25 protein-coding genes are annotated in these 25,210 nt (G+C 60.6%); 9 read left to right on the forward strand and 16 right to left on the reverse strand.

The window, feature by feature from the left end:
- Window positions 1-117: 117 nt before the first annotated feature.
- The 6 genes from cysT to cysN all read left to right on the forward strand — a co-directional run bounded on the left by cysT (window position 118) and on the right by cysN (window position 6,578).
- Window positions 118-945, forward strand: a complete 828-nt coding sequence (gene cysT, locus LDN04_RS03220; RefSeq protein ID WP_223906266.1) for a sulfate ABC transporter permease subunit CysT — start codon at window positions 118-120, stop codon at window positions 943-945.
- Window positions 946-957: 12 nt separating this feature from the next.
- Window positions 958-1,821: a sulfate ABC transporter permease subunit CysW gene (gene cysW, locus LDN04_RS03225; RefSeq protein WP_223906268.1), complete on the forward strand. Its 864-nt coding sequence runs from the start codon at window positions 958-960 to the stop codon at window positions 1,819-1,821.
- Window positions 1,822-1,941: 120 nt separating this feature from the next.
- Window positions 1,942-3,012 carry a sulfate/molybdate ABC transporter ATP-binding protein gene (locus LDN04_RS03230; RefSeq protein ID WP_223906270.1) on the forward strand — a complete coding sequence of 357 codons (1,071 nt, stop codon included), beginning with the start codon at window positions 1,942-1,944 and terminating at the stop codon, window positions 3,010-3,012.
- A gap of 85 nt (window positions 3,013-3,097) precedes the next feature.
- Window positions 3,098-3,793 carry a phosphoadenylyl-sulfate reductase gene (locus LDN04_RS03235; RefSeq protein WP_223906272.1) on the forward strand — a complete coding sequence of 232 codons (696 nt, stop codon included), beginning with the start codon at window positions 3,098-3,100 and terminating at the stop codon, window positions 3,791-3,793.
- 162 nt (window positions 3,794-3,955) lie between these two features.
- The gene (gene cysD / locus LDN04_RS03240; protein ID WP_223906274.1) at window positions 3,956-4,861 is read left to right on the forward strand and encodes a sulfate adenylyltransferase subunit CysD; all 906 of its coding nucleotides are present in this window, start codon (window positions 3,956-3,958) and stop codon (window positions 4,859-4,861) included.
- A 49-nt stretch (window positions 4,862-4,910) separates the two neighbouring features.
- On the forward strand, window positions 4,911-6,578 hold the full coding sequence (gene cysN, locus LDN04_RS03245; protein WP_223906276.1) for a sulfate adenylyltransferase subunit CysN: 1,668 nt from the start codon (window positions 4,911-4,913) through the stop codon (window positions 6,576-6,578).
- Between the two features lie 85 nt (window positions 6,579-6,663).
- On the opposite strand, the gene LDN04_RS03250 is transcribed toward cysN, so the two are convergent.
- From LDN04_RS03250 to LDN04_RS03280, 7 genes are all read right to left on the reverse strand, one after another.
- Window positions 6,664-6,885, reverse strand: a complete 222-nt coding sequence (locus LDN04_RS03250) for a ferredoxin (protein WP_223906277.1) — start codon at window positions 6,883-6,885, stop codon at window positions 6,664-6,666.
- A 252-nt stretch (window positions 6,886-7,137) separates the two neighbouring features.
- Window positions 7,138-7,464, reverse strand: a complete 327-nt coding sequence (locus LDN04_RS03255) for an AzlD domain-containing protein (RefSeq protein ID WP_223906279.1) — start codon at window positions 7,462-7,464, stop codon at window positions 7,138-7,140.
- A complete protein-coding gene (locus LDN04_RS03260) occupies window positions 7,451-8,161 on the reverse strand; it encodes an AzlC family ABC transporter permease (RefSeq protein ID WP_223906281.1) in 711 nt (236 codons plus the stop codon). Before LDN04_RS03260 ends, LDN04_RS03255 begins: the two co-directional genes overlap by 14 nt.
- Window positions 8,154-9,053, reverse strand: a complete 900-nt coding sequence (locus LDN04_RS03265; protein ID WP_223906283.1) for a DMT family transporter — start codon at window positions 9,051-9,053, stop codon at window positions 8,154-8,156. Before LDN04_RS03265 ends, LDN04_RS03260 begins: the two co-directional genes overlap by 8 nt.
- Window positions 9,054-9,067: 14 nt before the next feature.
- Window positions 9,068-10,015 (reverse strand): EamA family transporter RarD, encoded by a 948-nt coding sequence (gene rarD / locus LDN04_RS03270; RefSeq protein WP_223906285.1) that lies wholly within the window; start codon window positions 10,013-10,015, stop codon window positions 9,068-9,070.
- Window positions 10,012-10,500 carry a YbaK/EbsC family protein gene (locus tag LDN04_RS03275; protein WP_223906287.1) on the reverse strand — a complete coding sequence of 163 codons (489 nt, stop codon included), beginning with the start codon at window positions 10,498-10,500 and terminating at the stop codon, window positions 10,012-10,014. The genes rarD and LDN04_RS03275 overlap by 4 nt, the downstream gene beginning before the upstream one ends.
- A gap of 31 nt (window positions 10,501-10,531) precedes the next feature.
- A complete protein-coding gene (locus LDN04_RS03280) occupies window positions 10,532-10,801 on the reverse strand; it encodes a DUF2917 domain-containing protein (RefSeq protein WP_223906289.1) in 270 nt (89 codons plus the stop codon).
- 209 nt (window positions 10,802-11,010) lie between these two features.
- On the opposite strand from LDN04_RS03280, the gene LDN04_RS03285 reads away from it, so the two are divergent.
- Window positions 11,011-12,474 carry a PLP-dependent aminotransferase family protein gene (locus tag LDN04_RS03285; RefSeq protein ID WP_223906290.1) on the forward strand — a complete coding sequence of 488 codons (1,464 nt, stop codon included), beginning with the start codon at window positions 11,011-11,013 and terminating at the stop codon, window positions 12,472-12,474.
- 104 nt (window positions 12,475-12,578) lie between these two features.
- Here LDN04_RS03285 and LDN04_RS03290 read toward each other — a convergent pair whose 3' ends face one another.
- From LDN04_RS03290 to LDN04_RS03310, 5 genes are all read right to left on the reverse strand, one after another.
- Window positions 12,579-13,478 carry a DMT family transporter gene (locus LDN04_RS03290; RefSeq protein ID WP_223906292.1) on the reverse strand — a complete coding sequence of 300 codons (900 nt, stop codon included), beginning with the start codon at window positions 13,476-13,478 and terminating at the stop codon, window positions 12,579-12,581.
- 26 nt (window positions 13,479-13,504) lie between these two features.
- On the reverse strand, window positions 13,505-14,209 hold the full coding sequence (locus tag LDN04_RS03295; protein ID WP_223906294.1) for an ABC transporter ATP-binding protein: 705 nt from the start codon (window positions 14,207-14,209) through the stop codon (window positions 13,505-13,507).
- A gap of 139 nt (window positions 14,210-14,348) precedes the next feature.
- A complete protein-coding gene (locus LDN04_RS03300) occupies window positions 14,349-15,119 on the reverse strand; it encodes an ABC transporter ATP-binding protein (protein ID WP_223906296.1) in 771 nt (256 codons plus the stop codon).
- Between the two features lie 40 nt (window positions 15,120-15,159).
- Entirely contained in the window at window positions 15,160-16,089 is a 930-nt protein-coding gene (locus LDN04_RS03305; protein ID WP_223906298.1) for a branched-chain amino acid ABC transporter permease, read from the reverse strand.
- Between the two features lie 4 nt (window positions 16,090-16,093).
- Window positions 16,094-16,969 (reverse strand): branched-chain amino acid ABC transporter permease, encoded by an 876-nt coding sequence (locus tag LDN04_RS03310; RefSeq protein WP_223906300.1) that lies wholly within the window; start codon window positions 16,967-16,969, stop codon window positions 16,094-16,096.
- A 373-nt stretch (window positions 16,970-17,342) separates the two neighbouring features.
- Between LDN04_RS03310 and LDN04_RS03315 the strand changes: the two genes are divergently transcribed.
- Complete coding sequence (locus LDN04_RS03315) at window positions 17,343-18,233, forward strand: DMT family transporter (protein ID WP_223906302.1); 891 nt, start codon at window positions 17,343-17,345, stop codon at window positions 18,231-18,233.
- Window positions 18,234-18,437: 204 nt separating this feature from the next.
- On the opposite strand, the gene LDN04_RS03320 is transcribed toward LDN04_RS03315, so the two are convergent.
- From LDN04_RS03320 to pruA, 4 genes are all read right to left on the reverse strand, one after another.
- Window positions 18,438-19,214 carry an amino acid ABC transporter ATP-binding protein gene (locus LDN04_RS03320; protein WP_223906304.1) on the reverse strand — a complete coding sequence of 259 codons (777 nt, stop codon included), beginning with the start codon at window positions 19,212-19,214 and terminating at the stop codon, window positions 18,438-18,440.
- Window positions 19,201-20,223, reverse strand: coding sequence for an amino acid ABC transporter permease (locus tag LDN04_RS03325; protein ID WP_223906306.1), 1,023 nt, complete (start codon window positions 20,221-20,223; stop codon window positions 19,201-19,203). Before LDN04_RS03325 ends, LDN04_RS03320 begins: the two co-directional genes overlap by 14 nt.
- Window positions 20,224-20,377: 154 nt before the next feature.
- Entirely contained in the window at window positions 20,378-21,148 is a 771-nt protein-coding gene (locus LDN04_RS03330; RefSeq protein WP_223906307.1) for an amino acid ABC transporter substrate-binding protein, read from the reverse strand.
- Window positions 21,149-21,273: 125 nt separating this feature from the next.
- On the reverse strand, window positions 21,274-24,285 hold the full coding sequence (gene pruA, locus LDN04_RS03335; RefSeq protein ID WP_223906309.1) for an L-glutamate gamma-semialdehyde dehydrogenase: 3,012 nt from the start codon (window positions 24,283-24,285) through the stop codon (window positions 21,274-21,276).
- Between the two features lie 182 nt (window positions 24,286-24,467).
- Here pruA and LDN04_RS03340 point away from each other — a divergent pair, with 182 nt between their 5' ends.
- Window positions 24,468-25,184, forward strand: a complete 717-nt coding sequence (locus LDN04_RS03340) for a FadR/GntR family transcriptional regulator (RefSeq protein ID WP_223906311.1) — start codon at window positions 24,468-24,470, stop codon at window positions 25,182-25,184.
- Window positions 25,185-25,210 lie beyond the last annotated feature (26 nt).

Consider the following 25,210-nt stretch of genomic DNA (forward strand, 5'->3'; position numbering starts at 1 on the left):
TACGTTTCAGCATGATCCCGAGCGAGAGGAAGCGCGTGAAACCTGCATCTCCCACCCCTTATACGGGTAGTCACGTTTCCTTCCCCATCGGCTCGGTGTCCACCAGAGGCCGCACTCATGAAATTCATCAAGCACAACAACGTCCTTCCCGGTTTCGGACCGACCATGGGCTACACCCTCCTCTACCTGAGCCTGATCGTCCTGATTCCCCTGTCGGCACTGGTTTTCAAGACTGCGGGCCTCTCCTGGCATGACTTCATTTCCACCGTTACGGAGCCGCGGGTGCTTGCCTCCTACAGAATCACCTTCGGCGCTGCCCTGGCGGCCGCCGGTATCAACGCCGTATTCGGCGTGCTGGTGGCCTGGGTGCTGGTGCGTTACCCCTTCCCCGGCAGGCGACTGGTGGACGCCCTGGTGGACCTCCCCTTCGCCCTCCCCACAGCCGTGGCCGGCATCACCCTGGCCACGGTCTACTCGGCCAATGGCTGGATAGGGAAGCATTTGGAACCCCACGGCATCAAGGTGGCATTCACGCCGCTGGGGATCATCATCGCCATGACCTTCATCGGTCTCCCCTTCGTGGTGCGCACCGTCCAGCCGGTCATCGAAGAGTTGGACGCGGAGATCGAGGAGGCCGCCGCCTGCCTGGGTGCCAACCGCTGGCAGACCTTCCGCAGGGTGCTGTTCCCGCTCCTGACCCCGTCGGTGCTGACCGGCTTCGCACTGGCCTTTGCCCGGGGCGTGGGAGAATACGGGTCGATCATCTTCATAGCAGGCAACATGCCGATGGTCTCGGAGATAACACCGCTGATCATCATCACCAAGCTGGAGCAGTACGACTACCAGGGGGCCACCGCCGTCGCCACGGTCATGCTGGTTGCATCATTCCTCATGCTGCTTGTCATCAACCTGCTGCAGAGATGGAGCCGGCGTTACGCCGGCTGACCGGAGACCTTCATGCCCGCACCGACCACAACATACACCAGAAAAACTCCTGGCGGACGCCGCATCACCGAACCGGCTCTTGTCCGCTGGGGGTTGACCGCCATCGCCCTGGCGTTCCTTGCCCTCTTCCTGGCACTCCCCCTCGCAGCGGTCTTCAGCCAAGCCTTCGAGAAGGGGTTTGCGGTCTACCTGGCGGCCATCCGGGAGCCTGACACCCTCTCCTCCGTCAAACTGACCCTGATCACCGCCGCCGTGGCGGTACCGCTCAACCTGGTATTCGGTGTCATGGCCTCCTGGGCCATCGCCAAGTTCAGCTTTCCCGGCAAAAACCTGCTGATCACCCTGATCGACCTCCCCTTTTCAGTCTCGCCTGTCATCTCCGGCCTGATCTACGTGCTCATCTTCGGCCGGCAGGGGTGGCTGGGCCCATTTCTGGAGGCGCATGACATCAGGATCGTCTTTGCGGTCCCCGGCATCATCCTGGCCACCATCTTCGTCACTTTCCCCTTCATCGCCCGCGAACTGATCCCGCTGATGGAGTCCCAGGGGAAGGACGAGGAAGAGGCGGCCCTGGTCCTGGGTGCCAGCGGCCTGCAGACCTTCTTCCGGGTAACCTTCCCCAACATCAAGTGGGGTATCATCTACGGTGTGATCCTGTGCAACGCCCGGGCCATGGGGGAATTCGGCGCTGTGTCGGTCGTCTCCGGCCACATCCGCGGCAGCACCAACACCGTGCCGCTCCATGTGGAGATTCTCTACAACGAGTACAACTACACCGCCGCCTTCGCCGTCGCCTCGCTTCTCGCCTTCCTTGCCCTGGTGACGCTGATGATCAAGACCATCGCCGAGTGGAAGGTGCGGGAACAGCTGGAATAGGCTGAAAAAGCAATGGAACACAGATCACATCTGAAAATACCGATAACGTCGGATTTTTCAAAATGTCTCGTTTGATCCATTTGATCCGCCTTTTCCGCGTTCCATTATTACGAGGAATTTATGAGCATCGAAATTGAAAACATACATAAACAGTTCGGCGACTTCACCGCGCTGCAGGATGTCACCCTCTCCATCCCGTCGGGGGAACTGGTGGCGCTGCTCGGCCCCTCCGGTTCCGGCAAGACGACCCTGCTCCGGATCATCGCCGGCCTGGAGACCCCCGACAGGGGGAGGATCATCTTCAACGGCGAGGACACCACCGACCGCCACGTGCGGGAGCGCAAAGTCGGCTTCGTTTTCCAGCACTACGCCCTGTTCAAGCACATGACCGTCTTCGACAACGTGGCCTTCGGCCTGAACGTCAGGCCGTCCGGAACCCGCCCCTCCAAGTCCGCCATAACAGAGAAAGTCATGGAGCTTTTGCGACTGGTGCAGCTGGAAGGAATGGCCAAACGTTACCCATCCCAACTCTCCGGCGGTCAACGCCAGCGCATCGCCCTGGCCCGGGCTCTGGCGGTGGAGCCCCAGGTGCTCCTGCTGGACGAGCCGTTCGGTGCCCTGGACGCCCAGGTGCGGGCCGAACTGCGCCGCTGGCTGCGCAAGCTGCATGACGAAATCCATGTCACCAGCGTCTTCGTCACCCACGACCAGGAGGAAGCCCTGGAAGTGGCCGACCGGATCGTGGTGATGAACAGGGGAGGGATCGAGCAGGCCGGCACGCCGGACCAGGTGTACGAGCACCCGGCCAACCCCTTCGTGCTCAACTTCCTGGGGAATGTCAACCTCTTCCACGGCCGGATGTTCCAGGGGGAGGCCCAGATGGGAGGGATCAGAGTCGATGCGCCGGGGTATGCCGGTGCCGATAATGCCCCTGCCGTGGCCTATGTCCGTTCCCACGACATCGAGATCGACCGGAGCCAGGTCGACGCCACCGCCCTGAAGGCCGAAATCCGACATATCCAGAAGCTCGGTCCATCGGTCCGCGTCACCCTAAATCTGGAAGGGAATGGTGGGTTCATCGAAGCGGAACTGACCAGGGACATCTTCCAGACCCTCGGCCTGCAGCAGGGGGAACAGGTGTTTGTGAGGCCGCGACAAGTTCGCGTCTTCGTAGAAGATTACCAGATATGAAATGCGCCTTTTCCGCCCTGGCTACGTAACCATGACGAAAAAATCGCATTTCACAAGATGTTGAGTGGTTTGAAAGGAAACGACGATGAACAACATGATTCCTGAAATATCTCCTGATTCCACCCCCGCCGACATCCTCCGCGCCGGTATCGAAGCGGCTGATGGGCCGGTATCGCTGGCCTGCTCCTTCTCCCTCGAGGACGTGGCTATCATCCACATCGCCCATCAGGCCGGCCTGAAGCTGGGGGTATTCGCTATCGACACCGGGCGTCTGAACGAGGAGACCTATGAGGTGGCCGACGCACTGACGGAGCGCTTCCGCCTGAAGATCGACTGGTACTTCCCCCGCCATGGGGATGTGGAGGCGCTGGAGCGGGCGGAAGGTCTTTTCTCATTCCGCGAATCCCTGGACAAGCGCCACGAATGCTGCCGCATCCGGAAGGTGGAACCGCTCTCCCGGGCGCTCAAGGGTCTGGCAGGTTGGGTCACCGGCATGCGGCGAGAGCAGAGTGTCACCCGCGGCAAACTGGCCCCCATCGAGCGGGACGAACTGAACGGCGGCATCCTCAAGATAAACCCGCTCATAAACTGGAGCGAGGACGACCTGATCGCCTACACCGAAGCGCACCGCCTCCCCAAAAACCGGCTCTACAGCCAGGGGTACCGCTCCATCGGCTGCGCCCCCTGCACCCGGGCGGTCAAGCAGGGGGAGGATGTCCGCGCCGGGAGATGGTGGTGGGAGAATCCGGAAAACAAGGAATGCGGGCTGCACCGGAGATGAAACACGCTTCAAATTTTTAAACCAACCGGATGCGGATTTTGCGTCAGAGCAAGGCTGTCAAGGGGCGGTGAGGAGACGTAGCAGCGCTACGTCGCACGATCCAACCCGAAGACTTACGCAGCTCTGGCGGAAAAGCCACATCCGTACTGAGGAGCAAATCATATGAGCAGAAATCTTACTCATCTACAGCAACTAGAGGCCGAAAGCATCCACATCCTCCGCGAAGTGGTGGCCGAATTCGGCAACCCGGTGATGCTCTACTCCATTGGCAAGGATTCGGCGGTCATGCTGCACCTGGCCCGCAAGGCCTTTTACCCGGCACCGCCGCCGTTTCCCCTGCTGCACGTGGACACCACCTGGAAGTTTCGCGAGATGATCCAGTTCCGGGACCGGATGGCCACCGAGTGCGGAATGGACCTGATCGTCCACGTGAACGAGGAGGGGGTCAGGCAAGGGATTTCCCCCTTTACCCACGGCTCGGCCCTCTATACCGATATCATGAAGACCGAAGGGCTGAAGCAGGCGCTGGACAAGTACAAGTTCGATGCCGCCTTTGGCGGTGCCCGCCGGGACGAAGAAAAATCACGGGCCAAGGAACGGATATTCTCCTTCCGCAGCGTCAACCACCGCTGGGACCCGAAGAACCAGCGTCCGGAGCTCTGGAACCTGTACAACACCCGCATCAAGCCGGGGGAAAGCATCCGGGTCTTCCCCCTCTCCAACTGGACCGAGCTGGATGTGTGGCAGTACATCCACCTGGAAAACATCCCCATCGTGCCGCTCTACTATGCAGCGGTAAGGCCGGTGGTAGAGCGGGACGGCATGCTGATCATGGTTGATGACGACCGTCTGGAGCTGAAGCCGGGCGAGAAGATTCAACACAAATCGGTTCGCTTCCGCACCCTGGGGTGCTACCCCCTGACCGGCGCCGTTGAATCGGAGGCGGACACCCTCCCCGAAATTATCCAGGAGATGCTCCTGACCCGCACCTCGGAGCGCCAGGGACGGTTGATCGATCATGATCAGGCGGGGAGTATGGAAAAGAAGAAACAGGAAGGATACTTCTGATAGGTCGTATGGGTCCCATAGGTCCTATTTAAAGCACAAAGGAATTCACATGGCACATCAGTCTGAATTAATAGAAAAGGATATCCTCGCTTACCTGAAGAGCCAGGAAGAAAAATCACTGCTGCGCTTCATCACCTGCGGCAGCGTCGATGATGGCAAGAGCACCTTGATCGGACGCCTGCTGTGGGATTCCAAGATGGTCTTCGAGGATCAGCTGGCGGCGTTAGAGGCGGACAGCAAAAAGGTCGGCACCCAGGGAGGTGCAATCGACTACGCCCTGCTTTTGGACGGTCTGCAGGCGGAGCGGGAGCAGGGGATCACCATCGACGTGGCCTACCGCTTCTTTTCCACCGACAAGCGCAAGTTCATCGTCGCCGACACCCCCGGCCACGAGCAGTATACCCGCAACATGGTCACCGGCGCCTCCACCGCCCAGGTGGCGGTGATCCTGGTGGATGCCCGCAAGGGGCTCCTGACCCAGACCAGGCGCCACAGTTTTCTGGTCTCGCTGGTCGGCATCCGGAATGTGGTGCTGGCGATCAACAAGATGGATCTGGTCGATTTTGACCAACAGCGTTACGAATCCATTCTGCGTGATTACGAACAATTCGCCGCTCCGCTTGGCTTTGCCTCGATTACGGCAATTCCCATCTCGGCACTGGGCGGCGACAACATCATCGAACCGAGTGTCAATACCCCCTGGTACACCGGCCCTACCCTGATGAACTATCTGGAAACCGTCCAGCTGGAAGGTGACAACAGGCACCAGCCGTTCCGGATGCCGGTGCAGTGGGTGAACCGCCCCCATCTGGATTTCCGTGGTTTCTGCGGCACGATTGCAGCGGGAACCATCCGTCCGGGGGACGAGTTGCGGGTTGCCGCGTCCGGGCGCACCAGCCGGGTCACGCGCATTGTCACCATGGATGGCGACCTGCCCGAGGCTACAGCCGGCCAGGCGGTGACCCTGACGTTGGAGGACGAGATCGATATCAGCCGGGGGGACATGCTGACCGCACCCGATGCCCCGCCAATTCACGCCCGACACCCTGAGGCGCACCTGGTCTGGATGCACGACGAGCCGTTGCAGCCGGGACAGATCTACCTGGTCAAGACGGCTGCTTCCGTGACCCCCGGCCGGGTTACCACCGTGCAGTATGCGGTGGATGTGAATACCCTGGAGCAGAAGCAGGTGCCGGCACTGGGGTTGAACGAAATCGGCGTTGCCCGTCTTGAACTTGACCGCCCGATCTCATTCGACCCTTACCGGCAGAATCGGGATACCGGTAGCTTCATCCTGATCGACCGTATCACCAACGCCACCGTGGCCGCCGGCATGGTAATCGCGACAGCGCCCCTGGAACCGCAGACGGCACACGTTGCTGACCTGTCAGGCACGAGTGACGGCCAGCCCCGGCGTATCAGCCTGAGCGAAGCCTCCATCAGCGGCACCGGGGTGAGTTTGGTTGATCTGACCGGAGAATGGGGGCCAGTCGAATTCGCTGCCTCATCCAGCTTCCTCGACTACCTTGGAAAGGGCAACCGGGTACTTTTCCGTTTGCGGGGTTTGGAACAACTGGAAGCGGTGGTGCTGTTGGCTTACGAACAGACGCTGTCATTTGAATTCGATCGCACGGCGGAGGGGGTCAGCATCCTGATCTTCAAACGCGGTACCCGGCCCACGAGCGGTGTGTCCGCAGACGGCGGGACCGGCATATAAACCTGAAACGGCAGGCGGAGTTGTCCACATACGTTCCGGACAACTCCGCCTGCCGATCATCTCACCCTCCGACAAACGTTCCTCGCTAGCCGAAATTCCTCAGATATTCCAGATCGGAGTCCCAACTGATGCACGAAACCGGGCAGGCATCTATGGCACCGCTCTGGATCTCCTCTTCGGGTGCGCCGGCGGGGTCATAGCACTCCGCCTTGTTGTCGTCGTCGAAACGAAACACGTCGGGAAGGTTGGCAACGCAGAGCCCACAGCTTATACATTCTTCCTTGTCAACCCATGGTGCCTTTTTCATACGCCCCTCCTCTGATTGGCAAACAATCTGACTCTGGACAGATACGCCTTGAAGTAATCCTGAATCCGCGAGGGGTGAGTGTTCCGTGGGACGAGGGGACTCTGAGCATAACGAGGCGCTCAGCTCTCACGGATTCACCTTAAGGTTACTACGCTTCCAAGGGAATACAAATCAGGCGAGCGTGTTCCAGATTGTAGCCACGTCAGTGAATAAACCAAACCAAGGCACCACCTACCCCTTCCTGCAACTTTCCTACCCCATGACCATCCCTGCCAGCCAGTAGAGACCCATGCCGACGATCACCGTCCCCGCCAGGGAGCGGGTCTTCAGGGCGAAAAGGAGGGTTGGAACGGCCACCAGCAGCTCTTTCCTCCCCAGGTCAAGGGTTCTGGTCTTCTCCGCCGTGAAGAGAATGGGAGCGATGATGGCGCTGAGGATGGCGGCCGGCACCAGGTCGAGCCAGTCGGCGAGCCAGCGGGGGAGTTGTCGCCGGGAGAGGAGCGCCAGAGGAATGAAACGGGGAAGATAGGTAACGGCCCCCATCCCGACCATGAGCAGGAGGTAGTCAGGCAGGGACATGGTGCCTCCCTTTTTTCGCCAGTCGTTTGACCACGAGGCCAATGGTCGCCGCACCGCAGGATGCGCCGATGACGTAGAAATTCCCCGGAAGGAGAAGGAAGAGCAGAACGGAAAGACCCGCTGCCACTAGGGCGGTCAGGACGTGGATCCGCTCCCGGAGCTGGAAGGTGAAGAGGCAGATGAACATGGCGGTCAGTGCGTAGTCGATGCCGAAGGCACCGGCCGGAATGAGATTCCCCACGTAGACGCCGGCGACGGTGCTCGCTATCCAGGTAGCATTGGTTATCTGGTTGACCGTCAGGGCCCGCCACCGGTCCCACCCCTCACCCCGGAAACGGGCCATGTTGACGGCGAAGCTTTCGTCGGTAAGGCCATAGGCGAAGAGTGCCAGGAACCACCGGTTCACCCGGGGTAGCTGGACGGCCAGGGCCGAACCCATGAGGAAATGGCGGAGATTGACGACAAAGGTGGTCATGACGATGGCCGGGAGGGAGGCACCACTCCCGAGCATGGCCACGGCGATGAACTGGGAGCCGCCGGCAAAGACCAGGGACGACATCAGGAGGACATGGAGCGGTCCGAGCCCCGCTTTCTGGGCGAGAACGCCGAAAGAAAGACCAATGGGAATGAACCCCATGCAGATCGGCCAGGCTGCGCCGAAACCTTCCCGCAATGTCGCCATACCTCCCCTAGCCACGCTTCCCCTCCTCTCCGCCCTCCACGCCGCCGAAATTGACATTGAGGAAGACAGCGCCGACAATGATGGCCATGCCGGCGATCTGGGAAGGGAAGATCCGCTCCCCGAGCACGACGGCGATGCAGACCAGGGAAAGGACGGGGGTCAGGAGGGCGAAGTTGGAGCTATGGCTCGTCCGGCAGAGCTGGAGCGACTTGTTCCAGAGGATGAAAGCGACGGCGGTAGGAAACACCCCCAGGTAGACGAGCCCCAACAGCTGGGGCAACGACAGTTGCCAGGTAACGCCGTAGAACGGAAGCAGGCAGAGGAGAAACAGCAGCCCGAAGAGGTTGAAGAGGAACATGCCAACACCGATGTGAAAGCGGGCATGCTTGATGAGCACGCAGAAGAGGGCGAAACTGAAGGCACAGGTCAGGGAGAGGAGGGTGCCGATGTTCAGGTCGATCTGCAGAAAGGTCCCCCGGGAGATGAGGACATAGACGCCGAAGAAGCCGACAAGGACGAAGACGACAGACCGGGGGGTAGAGCGCTCCCGGTAGACGGCCCACGCCAGCACGATCATCATGAGGGGATAGGTATAGGTGAGGATCACCACCTGAGCGGCCGGCAGGTATTCGTAGGACTTGACGCAGAGGAGTTGCTGCACCCCCAGCCCTATGACGCCGGTCAGGATGAAGAACAGGGGCTTGCGGCGGAACTCGGGAATGATATCACCACTCCTGCCGGTCAGCACGAGGTTCGCCAGGAGAGCTGTAACCGCAAAGAGCCCCATGTAGACGACAACCACATAGCCGTCGAGGCGGGCGACACTCAGCTTGAAGCCGGCCCCAAGGGTGGCGAAAAGCAGCACCGCCAGGATGGCATAGATTGTACCCTTGGTTGATTCGTTCATGAAGAAGAAGTGCCCTATTCGTTACGGGGAGAGTTGCCTTCCGCCGTAGCGCGGCGGGAGGTGACAATGGCACTCCAGGAGTAGAGCGCCAATCCCCCCCAGATACAGCCGAATGCAATGAGGTGGGTCGGTGTGAACCGCTCGCCGAAAGCCCAGACCGCCAGGATGAACTGGATGCTCGGGGTAATATACTGGAGAAACCCCATGGTGGCAAGCCGCAGGCGACGAGCGGCAGCGGTGAACCAGAGAAGCGGTACTGCCGTCACCACGCCGGCCAAGGGGAGAATCAGGTTGTCATGGAGGGAGCCTGCGAGAAAGGCCCCCTTTCCCCCCCATCCGAGCCAGCAAAGGAAGACGAACGCCACTGGCGCCGCCACGAGTGTCTCGATGGCAAGCCCAACGAGGGAATCGACGGCGACGGTCTTGCGAAGAAGGCCGTAAAGGCCGAAGGAGGCCGCCAGGACCAAGGCGATCCAGGGAATCTGACCGACGCGAAACGAAAGAACCAAGACCCCCGAGGCTGCCAATACCAGGCTCACGATCTGCCAACGACGGAGCCGCTCGCCGAGAAGGGCAAAGCCGAGGAAGACGTTCACCAAGGGAGTCATAAAGTAGCCGAGACTCGACTGCAGGACCTCGCCCCGTTCAATGGCGAAGATAAAGATCAGCCAGTTGGCGGCGATGAGGAACGTCGTCCCGCACAGGGTCAGGATGATCCGGGGACGCCGAACTGCGGCCCCGATTTCGCGCCAGCGACGGGTCACGGTCACGAGCAGTGCAAGAAGCAGCATGGACCAGACGATCCGGTGGGAGACCACCTCCAGCGGCGGAACATGCTTCACCGCCTTGAAATAAAGGGGGAAAAACCCCCAGATCAGATAGGCAGCCAGGCCGCACAGTACCCCCTGCCGGGTTGCCGCGGCCTCGGATGCCGCAGGTGTCGGGGGCGAACTGTGGCTCACGCCATCTCCTTGACCATGGCGACCCGTCCGGCCGTCATGAGCCTAAGCTCCGCGGGGGTGAGACTGAAGAGGGCGGTCGGCATTCCGGCTGCGGCCCACAGTTCGGGATACTGCAGGAGATCCTCGTCGATATAGGTTTCCAGCGGGGCGGGATGGCCGAGGGGAGCGACTCCGCCGATGGCAAAGCCGGTCTTCTCCCGAACGAAGGAAGCATCGGCCTTGCCGATCGGTTCCCCGGCAAGCTCGGCAAGACGAGCCTCGGCGACCCGGTTGCGGCCGCTGGCAAGGACAAACAGCGGTTTGCCGCTGGTCTCCCCCCGGAAAACCAGGGACTTGACGATCTGCCCCACGTCGCACCCAACCGCCCGTGCCGCATCCCCGGCACTCCGGGTGCTTTCGGTCAGCTCGATCACCCGGCAAGGGAGCCCGAGGGCGGCCAGGGCATCCTGGACTTTCTGGGCGCTTTTGCTCAACGGCTTATGCATCGTTCAATCCTTTCGTACTACCTTCAGTTTGTCACGGCGTGCTGACCAGGTGCCAGGCAGGCGCTACCATCCTCTCCCGCTCCTTGCTCGCCGGGGTCACGAAGAGCAGCCGCGCCTCCCCCCACGCCTCCACGACAACGATGTCGTCCCGATCGAACTCCATCGTCTTCCCCGCCTTCAGGAAGTAATCCCGACCGTCCCCACGGGTCAGCCAGAGACAACCCTCCAGACAGCGCAGGGCGAATCCCTGTTCCTTTCCGTCAATCCCGAGTACCGCGCCGTTATCGAGCCCGATCTCCATAACTTCCCCCTTTCCGCCCATCGTGGATGAAACTGCCATCTGCCGAGATGATGGTCGTACTATAGGGGAGAGAGGGCGACAAGAACAGATGCATTAAATACTATTTGTAACCATAACAGTTTGACAATACCACAACTGTACCCTTAGAATAAGGAGAAAACTGTTACTGTTGTCCGGCCGTTTTCCGGAATAAGATGGGTGACACGCATATGGATACCACACTCAGCCAGTCAAAAACACCGCTCTACGAAAGCGTTGCCGGTCAGATTTCCCGCCTCATCGAGGAAGGGACCTTCGGCCCCGGCGCACGGATTCCCTCGGTCCGGGCCTTGAGCCGCCAGCTCTCGGTCAGTATCAATACGGTCATGGAAGCCTACGGACTCCTGGAAGACAGGGGGGTCATCGAGGCCCGTCCCCAGTCGGGGTACTACGTCCGCGCCCGCCTGGAAGACCTTCCCGCCGAGCCGGGGATGTCCCGCCCCGCACTGAGCCCGACGCGGGTCACCACAAAGGAACTGAGCCGGATGATCCTTCGGGATACGCGGGATACCGGTCTTGTTCCCTTGGGAGCGGCGATCCCCGACCCGGAACACCTCCCCATTGACCGACTGAACAGGATGCTCTCCACGGAAGCCCGCCGGCACCGGGTACAGAGCGTCTCCTACGAAATACCCCCTGGCTGCGAAAAGCTGCGGGTACAGGTGGCCCGGCGGATGGTCTCGGCAGGATGCACCCTGACTCCGGACCAGATCATCACCACCTGCGGTTGCATGGAGGCGGTCAACCTGGCCCTTCTGGCCCTCTGCAGACCCGGCGACACCGTTGCCATCGAGTCCCCTACCTACTACAACTTCCTGCAGGCGCTGGAGCTGCTCGGCCTGAAGGCACTGGAGATCCCGACCCATCCCCGGGACGGCATAAGTCTGGATGCCCTTCGCTACGCCTTGGAACACAACCGGATCAGCGCCTGCCTTGTCTGCACCAACTTCAGCAACCCCCTGGGGAGCCTCATGCCGGACAGCAGGAAGCAGGAGCTGGTGGAACTCCTGGCCAGCCACAACATCCCCCTCATCGAGGACGACCTCAACGGCGACCTGAGCTTTTCCCACGAGCGGCCCCGTGTCGCCAAGTCCTACGACAGAGAGGGGCTTGTGCTCCTCTGCTCCTCATTTTCCAAGACCCTCGCCCCTGGCTACCGTGTCGGCTGGATCGCACCGGGGCGCTACCAGACGGAGATCGAGCGCCTCAAGGGGATTCTCACCATCGCCGATGCGACTCCTCCCCAGCTGGCCATCGCCGAGTTTCTCGCTAACGGCGGCTATGACCATCACCTCCGGAGCCTGCGCCGCATCCACGCCCGGCAGACGGCTCTCATGGCCCAGGCCGTGGGTCGTCATTCCCCACCGGGAACCCGTGTCACCTGCCCCACCGGGGGGTTCGTCCTCTGGGTCGAGTTCCCCCCCTGGGTCGACTCCCTCGCCCTTTACGAGCAGGCCCTCGCGGCAGGCATCACCATTGCGCCGGGACCGATCTTCTCCGCTGCGCAGAAATACCGGAACTGCATCCGACTCAACGCGGGCTATTGGTCGGAACGAGTCGAGCGAGCCATCGAGACACTGGGACAGCTGGCTGGAGCGATGGAGCATGCCGTCAATCCACAACGTCAGATTTGAGATGATCACCAGGCGGCGAGGAGGAGGTCTTGGAAGCGTACAGGTAGTTACGCTGAGGAGACCGACGAGCCAACGAAGTGAGTGCTCAAATATGGCGTTGTGCGTCAGGATGAATGGCGGGCCGACACTCGGGTAAATATGGCAAGGCCGGCAAAGATCAGCGCTCCGCCGGCCAGCTGGCGGGGCGTCGGATTTTCGCCAAGAAAAACGGCGGCCCAGATGATCGCTCCGATCGGCTCCCCCAGGATGCTGACCGACACCACCGATGCAGGGATGTAGCGGAGCACCCAGTTGAAGACCGTGTGGCCAAGAACGGTACAGACTGCCCCCAGGGCAAGGAAGAGAAGCCAATCCCGGGTCGGATAGGGGTAAAACGGCACCTTGGCAATAAGGCTCGTCGCCACGAGTGCCACGGAACTCATGCCATAGGTAACGAAGGTGTAGCCGGACAGTTCCACGCTCCCCCGGAGCCGCCGACCGATGAGAAGATAGCCGGAAACCATGATCGCCGCCGCAAGGGCCAGCAGGTCCCCCGTAAATGCCCGCATCCCAATCTGGAAGTCTCCCGCCCCTATGACAAAACTCCCCGACAGCGCCAGCAGGCCGCCAAACATGGCAAGCCGGGATATCCGCTCCCGGAAGAAGAGCCAGGAACCGATGACGACGAAGACCGGCTGGGTGGTCACGATCACCACCGAACTGGCAACGCTCGTGTAGAGGAGCGAGGTGAACCAGGTGACGAAGTGAAGGGCGAGGAACAGCCCGCTCGCTGCCGCGAGACCTATCTGGCGGCGAGTCATCCCCTGCACCCCCCGGAAACCGCTCGCCATGGCAACCGGAAGCAAGATGATAAAGGTGAAAAGGAGCCGGTAGGTGGCGATGATGAGGGGAGGAGCGGTGGAGAGACGGACAAAGAGCGCCGAGAAGGAGACGGCAAAAACCCCCACCAGGACTGCCAGGTAGGGGTTTACGATCGGACGGGTATTTTCATTAGTGATGGACATACCTAACCCTGGAAACGGTATCCTTTCTATTCCCCCAGGTACGCTTTGCGCACTTCCGGATCCGCCGCCAGCTCCGCCGCATTCCCCTGGAGAACGACGGTCCCCGTCTCAAGGACATAGGCCCGGCTGGCGATGGAAAGGGCCATGTGGGCGTTCTGCTCCACGAGCATGATGGTGGTGCCGCTTGCGTTGATTTCCTGGATGATCTCGAAGATCTTCTCCACCAGCATGGGAGCAAGCCCCATAGACGGCTCGTCCAGAAGGAGCAGGCGGGGATTGGACATGAGCGCCCGACCCATGGCGAGCATCTGCTGCTCACCACCGGAAAGGGTCTTGGCCAGCTGCTTCCTCCGCTCCGCCAGGCGGGGGAAGAGCTGGAACACATGCTCCATCGCCTCCTGTATCCCCTTCTTGTCGTTCCTTACAAAGGCCCCCATCTCCAGGTTCTCCAGGACGCTCATCTTGGAAAAGACCCGCCGCCCCTCCGGGACCTGGCTGATCCCCATCCTGACGATCTCGTGGGGGGGGATATCCGTAATATCCTTCCCCTCGAAGGAGATCTTCCCGCTGGCAGCGGGGACGATACCGGAGATGGTATTGAGGATGGTGGTCTTGCCGGCGCCGTTGGCGCCGATCAGGGCGACGATCTCCCCCTGCTGCACCTGGCAGGAGACGCCGTTCAAGGCCTTGATCGCCTTGTAGTTAACGAAAAGATCTTCAACGACGAGCATCACTAGTCCTTTATCAGAGAAACGCGGATTTTGTTCAAGATCAAGGCTGTCGAGGGATTGCGCGGAGACGTAGCAGCGCTACGTCGCACAAGTAATCCCGAAGACTTACGCGGAGATTGGGCAAAAGCCGCATTTCTCATTACTGTTTAGCTCCCTTGCCCAGGTACGCTTCTATAACCTGCGGATTCACACGGACTTCCTCCGGTTTCCCCTCGGCGATCTTCACCCCGTAATCGAGTACCGCGATCTGGTCCGATATCCCCATGACGAACTTCATGTCGTGCTCCACGAGGAAGACGGTCATCCCCGTCTGGCGGATCTTCTGGACGATCTCCATGAGGACCTGCTTTTCAAAGGGGTTCATGCCGGCCGCCGGTTCGTCCAGGAGCAGTATCCGAGGCTTCAACGCCAGGGCCCGGGCGATTTCAAGCCGCCGCTGCTCGCCGTAGGAGAGGTTGCTGGCGACCTCCCACGCCTTGCCGGCAAGGTCCACGCGGTCGAGGCATTCCATGGCCCAGTCGAGCAGTTGCTCTTCTTCCCGTTTCACCCACGGGGTAGGACGCAGGATGGAACCGAGCAGATCCCACTTTCCGCGGGTATGGGCGCCGATGAGCACGTTTTCGATGACCGGCAGCTCGTTGAAAAGCCGGATGTTCTGAAAGGTCCGGCCGATGCCGAGGGCCGCAATCTGGTGGGTCTGCCGGCCGCTGATCACCGCACCGTCGAAGCGGATCTCCCCCTCGGTGGGGGTGTAGATTCCGGTGATGAGATTGAAGAGGGTGCTCTTGCCGGCGCCGTTGGGACCGATCAACGCCTGGATGTTACCCTCTTCGACCGCCAGATTTACCTTGTCGACAGCAACGAGCCCGCCAAAACGGATGGTAACGTTATCGAGTGTAAGAATCGCCATGTAAATCCCTGCACATGCTTAGTGACGGCACGCTGGCCGGTTAGAGTTTGCGCCGCCCCTTTTCGCGGGGGATCGACTCGTTGATGTTCCGCCCGATGGCCTTGAGCAGCAGCCCCGTGAAATTCACCCCCCCCAGCAGACCGTTGGGGCGGAAAACCATCAGGCAGACGAGAAGAGCGCCATAGACCAGCATCCGGTACTCGGACATGAAACGGAGAAATTCCGGCGCCGCCGTCAGAACCGCCGCACCGATGACCGTTCCGGGGATGCTCCCCAGTCCGCCGAGAACCACCATGCTGAGAATGTCCACCGACTTGAGAAAACCGAAGTCGGAGGGGTTTATGTACCCGAGAAAATGGGCGTAGAGCCCTCCTCCCACCCCTGCCAGGAAGGAACCGATGGCGAAGGACTGGACTTTGTAACGGGCCAGGTTGATCCCCATCGCTTCGGCGGCGATCTCGTCTTCGCGGATCGCCTTGAGAGCACGGCCGAAACGGGAGGACTGGAGAAACGCGACAAAAACTATGCTGAGAATCGCAATCCCCCAGACGTAAATCGGCATGGGCAGAAACGACTTCGGCGCGGGGACCGTGAGGCCGAGGGCCTTGTTGGTAATATCGAGGTTGAGGAAGATGACCTTGACGATCTCCGCAAAACCTAGGGTACAGATGGCCAGGTAATCACCGGACAACCGGAGGATCGGAAACCCGATCATGGCGCCGATGGCGGCTGTCACGAGGCCGCTGGTCACGAGTGTCAGGGCGAAAGGGAAGCCGAGGCGGATGGTGCAGATGGCACTGATGAAAGCGCCAATGCTCATGAAGGCGGCATGCCCGAGGGAGAGCTGGCCGGTCAGGCCGGTGATGATATTCAATCCGAGGGCAAGGGGGATGGCAATCCCGATGTTGACGATGACCTGCATGGTATAGGGGTCGACAGCCCCGACGATGTTCTGGAGAAATTCCGCCATATGCTTAGACCTTCTTCTGGATTTTTTGGCCGAGGAGCCCCGTCGGCTTGAACAGGAGCACCAGGACGAGAATGGCAAAGGCGATGGCATCCCGGTAGGAAGAATAGCCGATCGCCACGCCGAAAATCTCGGTAACGCCGAGGAGCACCCCCCCGAGCATTGCTCCGGGGATGGAGCCTATTCCTCCGAGAACAGCAGCGGCAAAGGCCTTGAGGCCAGCCATGAGCCCCATATTGAAGGAAACCGCGTTGTACAGCAGCCCGACGAGCACCCCCCCGGCAGCGGCGAGGGCGGAGCCGAGGGCAAAGGTGAAGGAGATGACGCGGTTGACGTTGATCCCCATGAGGGCGGCGGCGGCGTAGTCTTCCGATGTCGCCCGCATCGCCTTGCCGATCTTCGTCTTCTGGACGATGAATTCCAGCCCCAGCATGAGGAAGGCAGCAATACCGATGATAGTGAGCTGGAGGGTGGAGATATCGGCATTGCCGATATGGATCTGATGCAGGGGGAAAGCCCCCTCGGGGAACCCTTTGGCGTCCGCGCCGAACACCATCAGGGCCAGGGAGGAGAGGAAGATGGAAACACCGATGGCCGATATGAGAGCGGAGAGCCGCGACGAACGCCGCAGACGGCGATAGGCAATCAACTCGATGACGACGCCGAGGACCATGCAAACGCACATGGCCAGTGCCATGGCGATGAAGATGTTGAGCTTGAAGACGGATACCATCAGCAGGCCAATAAAGGCGCCGACCATGAATATCTCACCATGGGCGAAGTTGATGAGCGTAATGATGCCGTACACCATGGTATACCCGAGGGCGATCAGCGCGTAGGTGCTCCCGAGGGCTATGCCGTTGATGAGTTGCTGTAAGAACATAGGGGTGTCCTCTTATCGGGCAAACGAATGGAATTGCGGCTGGTGCATCATCCCGCCGGTCCCGCCGGATGACGTTACCGGAACAGATACCACGATTTGATGCGGAACCGGAGACAAAACAGAGAAAGCTCACGGTTTTTACCATGATTTGAGTTCGGGAGCAAGAAAATAAAAAATGGTTTGACCAAAATAAACAATGACTCATTTATCGTTGCTTATCGGCACGTTACGAGCCAGTCGCAACATCCATTTTCTCAGTATACGGCATCATGTGCACTATCTGAAGGTCCGGTCAGACACCATTTGGAGTTGCCCGGGCAGTCAAACAAGTTTATCCTGCACCAACAATATAACAACTACCGAGGGGCACGAAATGCGCGACAACAGACATCACCTGGCGGGATATCTCGCCCTGGGGGGAGCGGCATCGATCTGGGGGGGGATGTACGTGGTGAGCAAGTATGCACTTGATTTCATCCCACCCTTCACCCTGCTCTGGCTCCGTTATCTGGTGGGATTCGCCGTCCTCTGGGCACTGGTCGTGCGGGTCGGCCTTGTCCAGCCCTTCGCCCGCGACCGCCGCACCTTCATGGCCATCGGTTTCATCGGCTACTTCGTCTCCGTCGGGTTGCAGTTCATCGGCACCCGACTCTCCAGTGCCCACATGGGCGCCATCCTCACGTCGGCGAGCCCTGCATTCATCATCATCTTCGCCCGAGCCATGCTGGGGGAACGGCTCAATCTGCGCAAGGTCGGGTCGGTCTGCCTCGCCACCGCCGGCGTCCTGATCGTCGTTGGGTGGGAAGGGAGTGGCTCCGGCAACCGTGTGCTCCTCGGCAACATCGCACTCCTCGGTGCCGCCGTGACCTGGGCGCTCCTGTCGGTCCTTGCCCGACGGGCCTCCATCACCTACTCGCCGCTGGTGATAACCACCTACGCCATCTTCTGGGCATGCCTCTTCACCACCCCTGCCATGGTGCTGGAATGGCAATTCATGCCGGTGACCGGCCTGGACCGTCCGCTCCTCTGGCTGGCCGTCCTCTACCTGGGGGTGGTCGCTACGGCGGGTGCATTTTTTCTCTGGAACAAGGGATTGCAGTTGGTGGAGGCAAGCGTAGGGTCGGTCTTTTTCTTCCTTCAACCGGTGGTGGGGGCATTCCTCGGCTGGCTCATTCTCGGCGAGCATCTGGGGGCGTCGTTCTTCATCGGCGGCTCCGTCATCCTCGCCGCCGTCCTGCTGGTGTCACTCCCTTCCAGAGCATGAATCCGCAAAAAGTCCATCTGTTGCGTTCCCATCAAAGGAGAGAGGGAGGGGGGAGTGCCCCGCGGAGCGAATGTGCCCGAGTGTCAGCAGGTGTAGGCGACATGGAGCAAAGCCGGCCGAACGGCCGGCGCGAAATGAGCCGTACAGCAGCGACACGAGGGGACTCTGAGCGGAACGGGGCGCTCCCCCCTCTCGGACTCACGGTTAGATTATGCGACTCAGGAACGTCCGGATCCGCTCATTCCCCATCTGTTCGTCGAAGAACTCCCCGGGAGCTCCCTCCGCCACGAACACCCCGCCATCCATGAAAATCACCCGATCCGCCAGTTCCCGGGCGAACCCCATGTGGTGGGTGACGATGACCATGGTCATCCCTTCGTCCGCCAGGGCATGGATGGTGTCGAACACCTCCCCCACAAGTTCCGGGTCCAGGGCTGACGTCGGTTCGTCGAACAGCATGAGTTTTGGCTTCATGGCCAGTGCCCGGGCGATGGCCACCCGCTGCTTCTGCCCGCCGGAGAGGGTGGCGGGATAGACGTCCCGCTTGTCGGAAAGCCCCACCTTGGCCAGCATGTCGAGGGCGATGGCCCGGGCCTCGGCAGCGGGCTTCTTCTGCACGGTGAGGGGCCCCTCCATGACGTTGCCGAGCACGGTCATGTGGGGGAAGAGGTGGAAATGCTGGAAGACCATCCCGATCTCCGCCCGAAGGGGGCAGACAACCTGCTGCCGGTCCAGGTGGAGTTTGCCGTGGCGGTGGACGTACCCCGCTTCCCGCCCTTCGAAACGGATCACCCCGGCGTCGATCTCCTCCAGGAAGTTCATGGAACGAAGCAGGGTCGATTTCCCCGACCCGGACGGCCCGATGATGACCAGCTTCTCCCCCGGATAGACGGCCAGATTCACCCCGTTAACGGCCGTCAGGCTCTTGTAACGCTTGATGATCCCTTCAAGCTGGATGAGGGGCTGTCTATCGGTGTTCATAAATCCCTGCCCGGTACTCGATTTTTTCGAAGATAAAGGTAAAAACGGTCGTAAAGACCAGGTAGACGATGGCGGCCAGGATGAGGGCCGTCACGTTGAAGTAGGTGTTGAAGAGCTGGTCGGCCGCCCGCATCAGTTCCACCATGGCGATGGTGGAAACCAGCGCCGTATCCTTGATGAGGGCGATGAACTCATTGCCGATGGGGGGCATAAGCCGCTTGTAGGTCTGGGGAATGATGACCCGGCGCATGGCCTGTCCGTACGTCATGCCCAGGGCCTTGGCCGCCTCCATCTGCCCGTGCTCGATGCTCTGGATTCCCCCCCGGATAATCTCCCCCAGATAGGCGGAGTAGTTGACCCCGAGGCCGATGACCGCCGCCGTCAGGGGAGCCAGGGTGATGCCGAGAGAGGGGAGTCCGTAATAGATGAAGAAAAGCTGCAGGAGAAGCGGCGTCCCTCGGAAAAACCAGATGACGAACCAGCAGGCCACCGAGATGACGCGGATGGTGCTGATCCGGCCGAGAGCAATGAGGAGCCCGCCGATGGGGGAGATCACGATGGTGCAGAGGACCAGCAGCAAGGTCATGACAGCCCCTTTGGCGAGGGCGGGGAGGAAACGGAGACAGTCCTTGAGGAAGGTCACGTAGCGGGGTTGCCGCGCCTGCTCCACCGACGCAACGAAATTCTTCGCCTCGCTGTTGTCCGGGTAGAGCACCAGCACCTCCCGGGCAGCGGCCAGAGCCTTGTCCATCTCACCGAGGGAAAAATGGAGCCGGGCGATCTGAAGCCGGCTCCGGACGAACGCCTCCCCCTCACCGCCACTGGCCGGGGCGGGAATCTGTTTCAGCACCTCCACCGCTCCGGCGAGGTCCCCCTGTCCCATGAGATCGTTGGCCTGCCGGGTCAGCCGATCCGGGTCAACAGCGGCGCCAAAGGCCACGACGGCGGTTATCCACAAAAAAAGCAGGGCCGTGGCGACCCTGCCGGATATATTTAGAATTTTGATCATAATTTGACCCTGAGAAACGTGGATTTTTCGCAAGGTCAAGGCGATCAAGGGATGACGCGGAGGCGTAGTACCCAAACATCGGGCATAAACAGCGCTACGCCGCACAAGGAGTCCCGAAGATCAACGCCGAGATTGCGGAAAAGCCGCGTTTCGGCTACCACTTCTTTGGGTTGGTAATGTCTTCCGCGAACCACTTCCGGGAGATCTTCGCCATGGTACCGTCCTTGACCATCTTGTCCAGGGTCTGCTGCACCTTGCCGCGCAGCTCTGCGTCCTCCTTGCGGAAGGCGACGCCGAACGGTTCCTTGCTGATCATGCCAGGGAGGATCTTGAATTTGCCGGGGCGCTTGGCGATCATATCGCGGCCGGTGACGTTGTCCACCACCACGACATCGATGCGGCCCGCCTCCAGGTCGAGAAGCGCCTTGGGATAGTCCTCGTACTCCTTCAGCTCGGTCGGTGCGGTGGCAAGCTTCTTGACCGCCTCCACGCCGGAGGAGCCCTTCTGGGTACCGGCCTTAAAGTTCTTCAGATCCTTGAGCCCCTTGAAGCGCTTTTCCTTGAAGTTGACGATGGCAATCTGGCCATCCATGATGTACGGCTTGGTAAAGGCCACTTCCTTGGCCCGCTCGTCGGTAATGGTCATCCCATTCCAGATGCAGTCGAATTTCTTGGCATTCAACGAGTGGATAACCCCGTCCCAGGCGGTCGGCTGCCACTCGATCTTGATGCCGAGACGTTTCCCCACCTCTTCGGCGGCATCGACATCGAAGCCGATCAGTTTTCCCGATGCATCCCGGTAACCCATGGGAGGGAAGGAGTCATCCAGGCCGATGACCAGCTTTCCGGCCCCCTTGGCCCGGCTCCAGGAGCCGTCACCTGCGGCAAATGCAACGGCGGTCAGGGCGACAAGCAGAACAGACATGCATACCAGGACTATTTTTTTCACGTTCGGCACCTCTTTCAGAAAAATTTAACCTCATCAAACAGGAATTCTGCCTTACCGAACGCGGATTATTGCAGAAAAGCTGTCGAGCGTCAAGGCTTCCCTCATGCCACCCAGTCGTCATCCGCCTCCACCGGCGCAAACCCGCGCCGCATGGTATTTTCGGTGACGACCCGGGGGTCCATGAAGTGGAGAAGATAGTCGGGACCACCCGCCTTGGTTCCGACCCCGGACATCCGGGAGCCGCCGAACGGCTGGCGTTCCACCAGTGCACCGGTGTTGTTTCGGTTGATGTACAGGTTCCCCACCCGGAACTCCCTCCGCGCCGTGGCGAGATGCTCGGGGCTGCGGCTGAAGATGCCGCCGGTGAGGGCAAATTTGGTGGAATTGGCCCACGCGATGGCCTGGTCGAAATCCTTCGCCCGCATGACCGCCAGCACCGGTCCGAAGATCTCTTCCTGGGCGATGCGGTGCTCCGGCGTAATGCCGCCGATGATGGTCATGGGGACGTAGTACCCCTCCCCGGTCGGCACCGGGCTCTCGTAGAGGAGATGTCCCTCCTTCTTGCCGATCTCGGCATAATCTCTGATGCTCTTTTGCGCCTTGTCGTCGGCCACCGCCCCCATGTAGAAGGTCGGGTCTTCCGAAGGGCCGACCTTTGTGGCCTGGGCCATGCTGACCAACCGCGCCACGAACTTGTCGTACACCGCGTCAAGGACGATGACCCGGGAACAGGCGGAGCACTTCTGCCCCTGGAAGCCGAAGGCGGAATAGAGGACATGGGGGACCGCCTCGTCCAGGTCGGCATCGTCGTCGATGATGATGGCGTTCTTCCCCCCCATCTCGCAGATGATCTTCTTCACGTTGGCCTGCCCCGGATGAACTTTTGCCGCCCGCTCGATGATCCTTAAGCCCGTCTCCATGGAGCCGGTGAAGGCGATGAGGCTCACATCCGGGTGATCCACCAGGTAGTCCCCCATGACCGACCCGCGCCCCGGGGTATAGTTGAAGACCCCTGCAGGAAGCCCCGCCTCCCGGAAAAGTTCCACCAGGTGCCAGCCGATGATGGAGGTGATGCCGGACGGCTTGAATACCACGCAGTTTCCGGTGACGATGGCGGCAGAGGCCATCCCCATGCTGATGGCCAGGGGAAAGTTCCACGGAGCGATGACCGCGGCCACTCCCTTCGGTTCATAGAAGTAGTGGTTCAGCTCTCCCGGCGCATGCCCGATCCGTTGGGGCTCACCCAGACGGATTGTCTCCCGCGCATAGTATTCGAGGAAGTCGATCGCCTCCCCGACATCGGCATACGCCTGGTCCCACTGCTTGCCGATTTCCAGTACCTGCCACGCGGAGAGCTCAAAAATGCGTTTGCGGGCCGCCTGGGCTGCCTTGAGAAGATATTCGGCCCGGGTCCGGGGATCGGTGTCGCGCCAGGCAGGGAAGGCCGCCTTGGCAGCGGCCACGGCGTCTCCCACCTCCTTGGTGCCCGCCTGGCAGATCTGGCCGAGGACCTCGGATGGCTTGTTGGGGTTGACGGTCGGAATCAGATCGGTGGTGGTTAGTTCGTTTCCCTTGATGAAGAGGGGATAGGTTCTGCCGAGCTGTGCACGGACTGCTGCGATTGCGCCAGGAAAGGCTGACCGGTGGTCGGCGCGGGTAAAATCCACCATCGCTTCGTTGAAAAAGGCTTTGAGTCCACCGGGGCCGGACCGTTCCTTCTTTGGCATGAGCAGGCGGGCCGCCCGCTCCCGCTCGGCAGTCACCGACGGGTCTTCCAGGAGCTTCTCGATCTGTGCATCCTCGGCAAAGCTCTGGCGGAGGAACGACTCATTGGCCGTATTCTCCAGGAGCCGCCGCACCAGATATCCCATTCCCGGCACCATGTCGCCGTAGGGGCAGTAGAGGCGGATGCGACCGGCGACCTTCAGGATTCCCTTGCGGACCGGTTCGGCCATGCCGTAGAGCACCTGGAATTCGTAGCGATCCTCGGGCACGTTCAGTTCCCGCGCCATCTCCATGACCGCAGAGACCGTCCGGATGTTGTGGGAGGCGCAGGCGAAGTGGCATATTCCATGGTTCTCCATGATCTTGCGCGCCTGGCGCTCGTAGGCGGCGTCACTCTCCGCCTTGATGGTCCAGACCGGCACGTCCCAGTCGTTCTGCTTGGCCTTGACCGTCTCGTAATCCCAGTAGGCCCCTTTGACGAGACGAATGGAAATCCGCACCCCGTTCTGCCGCGTCCAGGCGAGCAGGTCCTCCAGATCCCGGTCCGTATCCTTCAGGTAGGCCTGGAGCACGATCCCCAGATGGGGGTACTCCCTGAACTCGAGCTTCAGGCGGCGGAACACCTCAAGAATGATCTCCTTGTGCCGGTAGGACTCCATGTCGATGCAGAGGAAGCCGTTCAATTCGACGACCTTCTCCATGATCCGGCGCATCCGGTTCAGGATCGCCACCACCGACCCCTCGAAATCCTGGGGATTGGCAAGACAGAAGAGGGCCGTCGGTTTCACCGCCACGTTGACCTTGGGTGCATGCCCCCAGTCCAGGTTCGGGTCCCCCCCCTTCCCCGGCAGCCCCTTCCAGCTTCCCTGCTCTTTCTTCAGGGCTTCGAGAAGTTCCAGGTACGTATTGGTGTAGGTTTCCGCCTCTTCCTCGGAAAGGGTCGCCTCCCCCAGCACGTCCATCACGGCGGCAAACCCCTCTTTTCTGAGTTTCTCCAGGTTCTTCACCGCTTCCTTCGTCGTCTCGCCGACGATAAACTGCCGCGCCATCTCTTCGATGTTGGACGTCAGCACCTTGTTGAGCATCGCTCCCCCGAGGGAGCCGAGCATCCCCGCCACCTTGGCGCCGGTGGACATGAACGCGGGCATCTCCTGCTCGTTGCCGAAATACTCGCGGATGTGCTCCGTCAGGAGCTTGCTGGTGGTGAGAGACGGAAAGACGTCCACGAACCGGAACATCTGGATCTTGAACTGTTCATTCTGCATGCTCCAGTCCATCACCTTCCCCATCCACGCCCCCTTATTGAAAAGGGAAGGCTTCTCACCCGAGATAGCGGAGAAGAACTCCTTCCCCCGCGCCATGACCCTGCTGTTCAGTTCCTGTTCCATAGAATGACTCCCCGCCTTCTATTGTAATGGTTAAACCATTACATATACCATTTGTTCACACCTGTCAACCGATTGATATATGACCGTTTGTTGCCATTGCCGCATGAACATGTTATAAAGGTTTAACCGTTAGACAGACCACGTGTGAACTGACTTTTCAAAGTTTACCAAGGATTGGACAAATGTTTCGCAAAGCAAAGCAGAACCGGATATTCCAGGACGTGGTGGAACAGATCCAGGAGGCCATCGTCTCCGGCAAGCTGAAGGCGGGGGACCAGCTTCCTCCCGAGCGGGAGCTCAAGGAACTCTTTACCATCAGCCGGGGGACGCTGCGGGAAGCCCTGCGGGTCCTGGAGCAGAAGGGACTCATCGAGATCAGGACCGGCGTTGCCGGTGGTTCCATCGTCAAGGGGGTGAGCACTCAGCAGGTGAGCGAGAGTCTCGACCTCCTCATCCGCTACAAGAAGGTCTCCCTGCAGAACCTGGCCGAGTTCCGCATCGGCCTTGAGGGGGATGTGGCCGCCCACGCAGCGGAACGTGCCACAGCAGACGATATCGCGCGGCTCAGGGGGCTGATCGCCAAGGCCGCCGCCTATCTCGACAAGGGGCGCGAGCACTGGGACTCCTTCATCCGGACGGACGAGGAGATCCACTTGGCCATCGCCGAAACGACCCACAACCCGCTCTTCATATCGGTGCTCGCCACCATCTCCCACAACATCCACACCTACTACGAGAGCTATCTCCCCATGGAAGAGCCGCTCCTGCGGGAAAACCACCAGGACATCGTGAACCTCGTCACCGCCATCGAGTCCAGGCGACCGGACGAGGCGCGGACCATAGCCCAAGACCACGTCCGCCGCTTCAGTGCCCACATGGAGCAGCAGGGGGTACGGTGAGGGATTCGCTCCCTGAACGAAAAAAG

The organism is Geobacter sp. AOG1, from assembly GCF_019972315.1.
Classification (GTDB): Bacteria; Desulfobacterota; Desulfuromonadia; order Geobacterales; family Geobacteraceae; genus Geomobilimonas.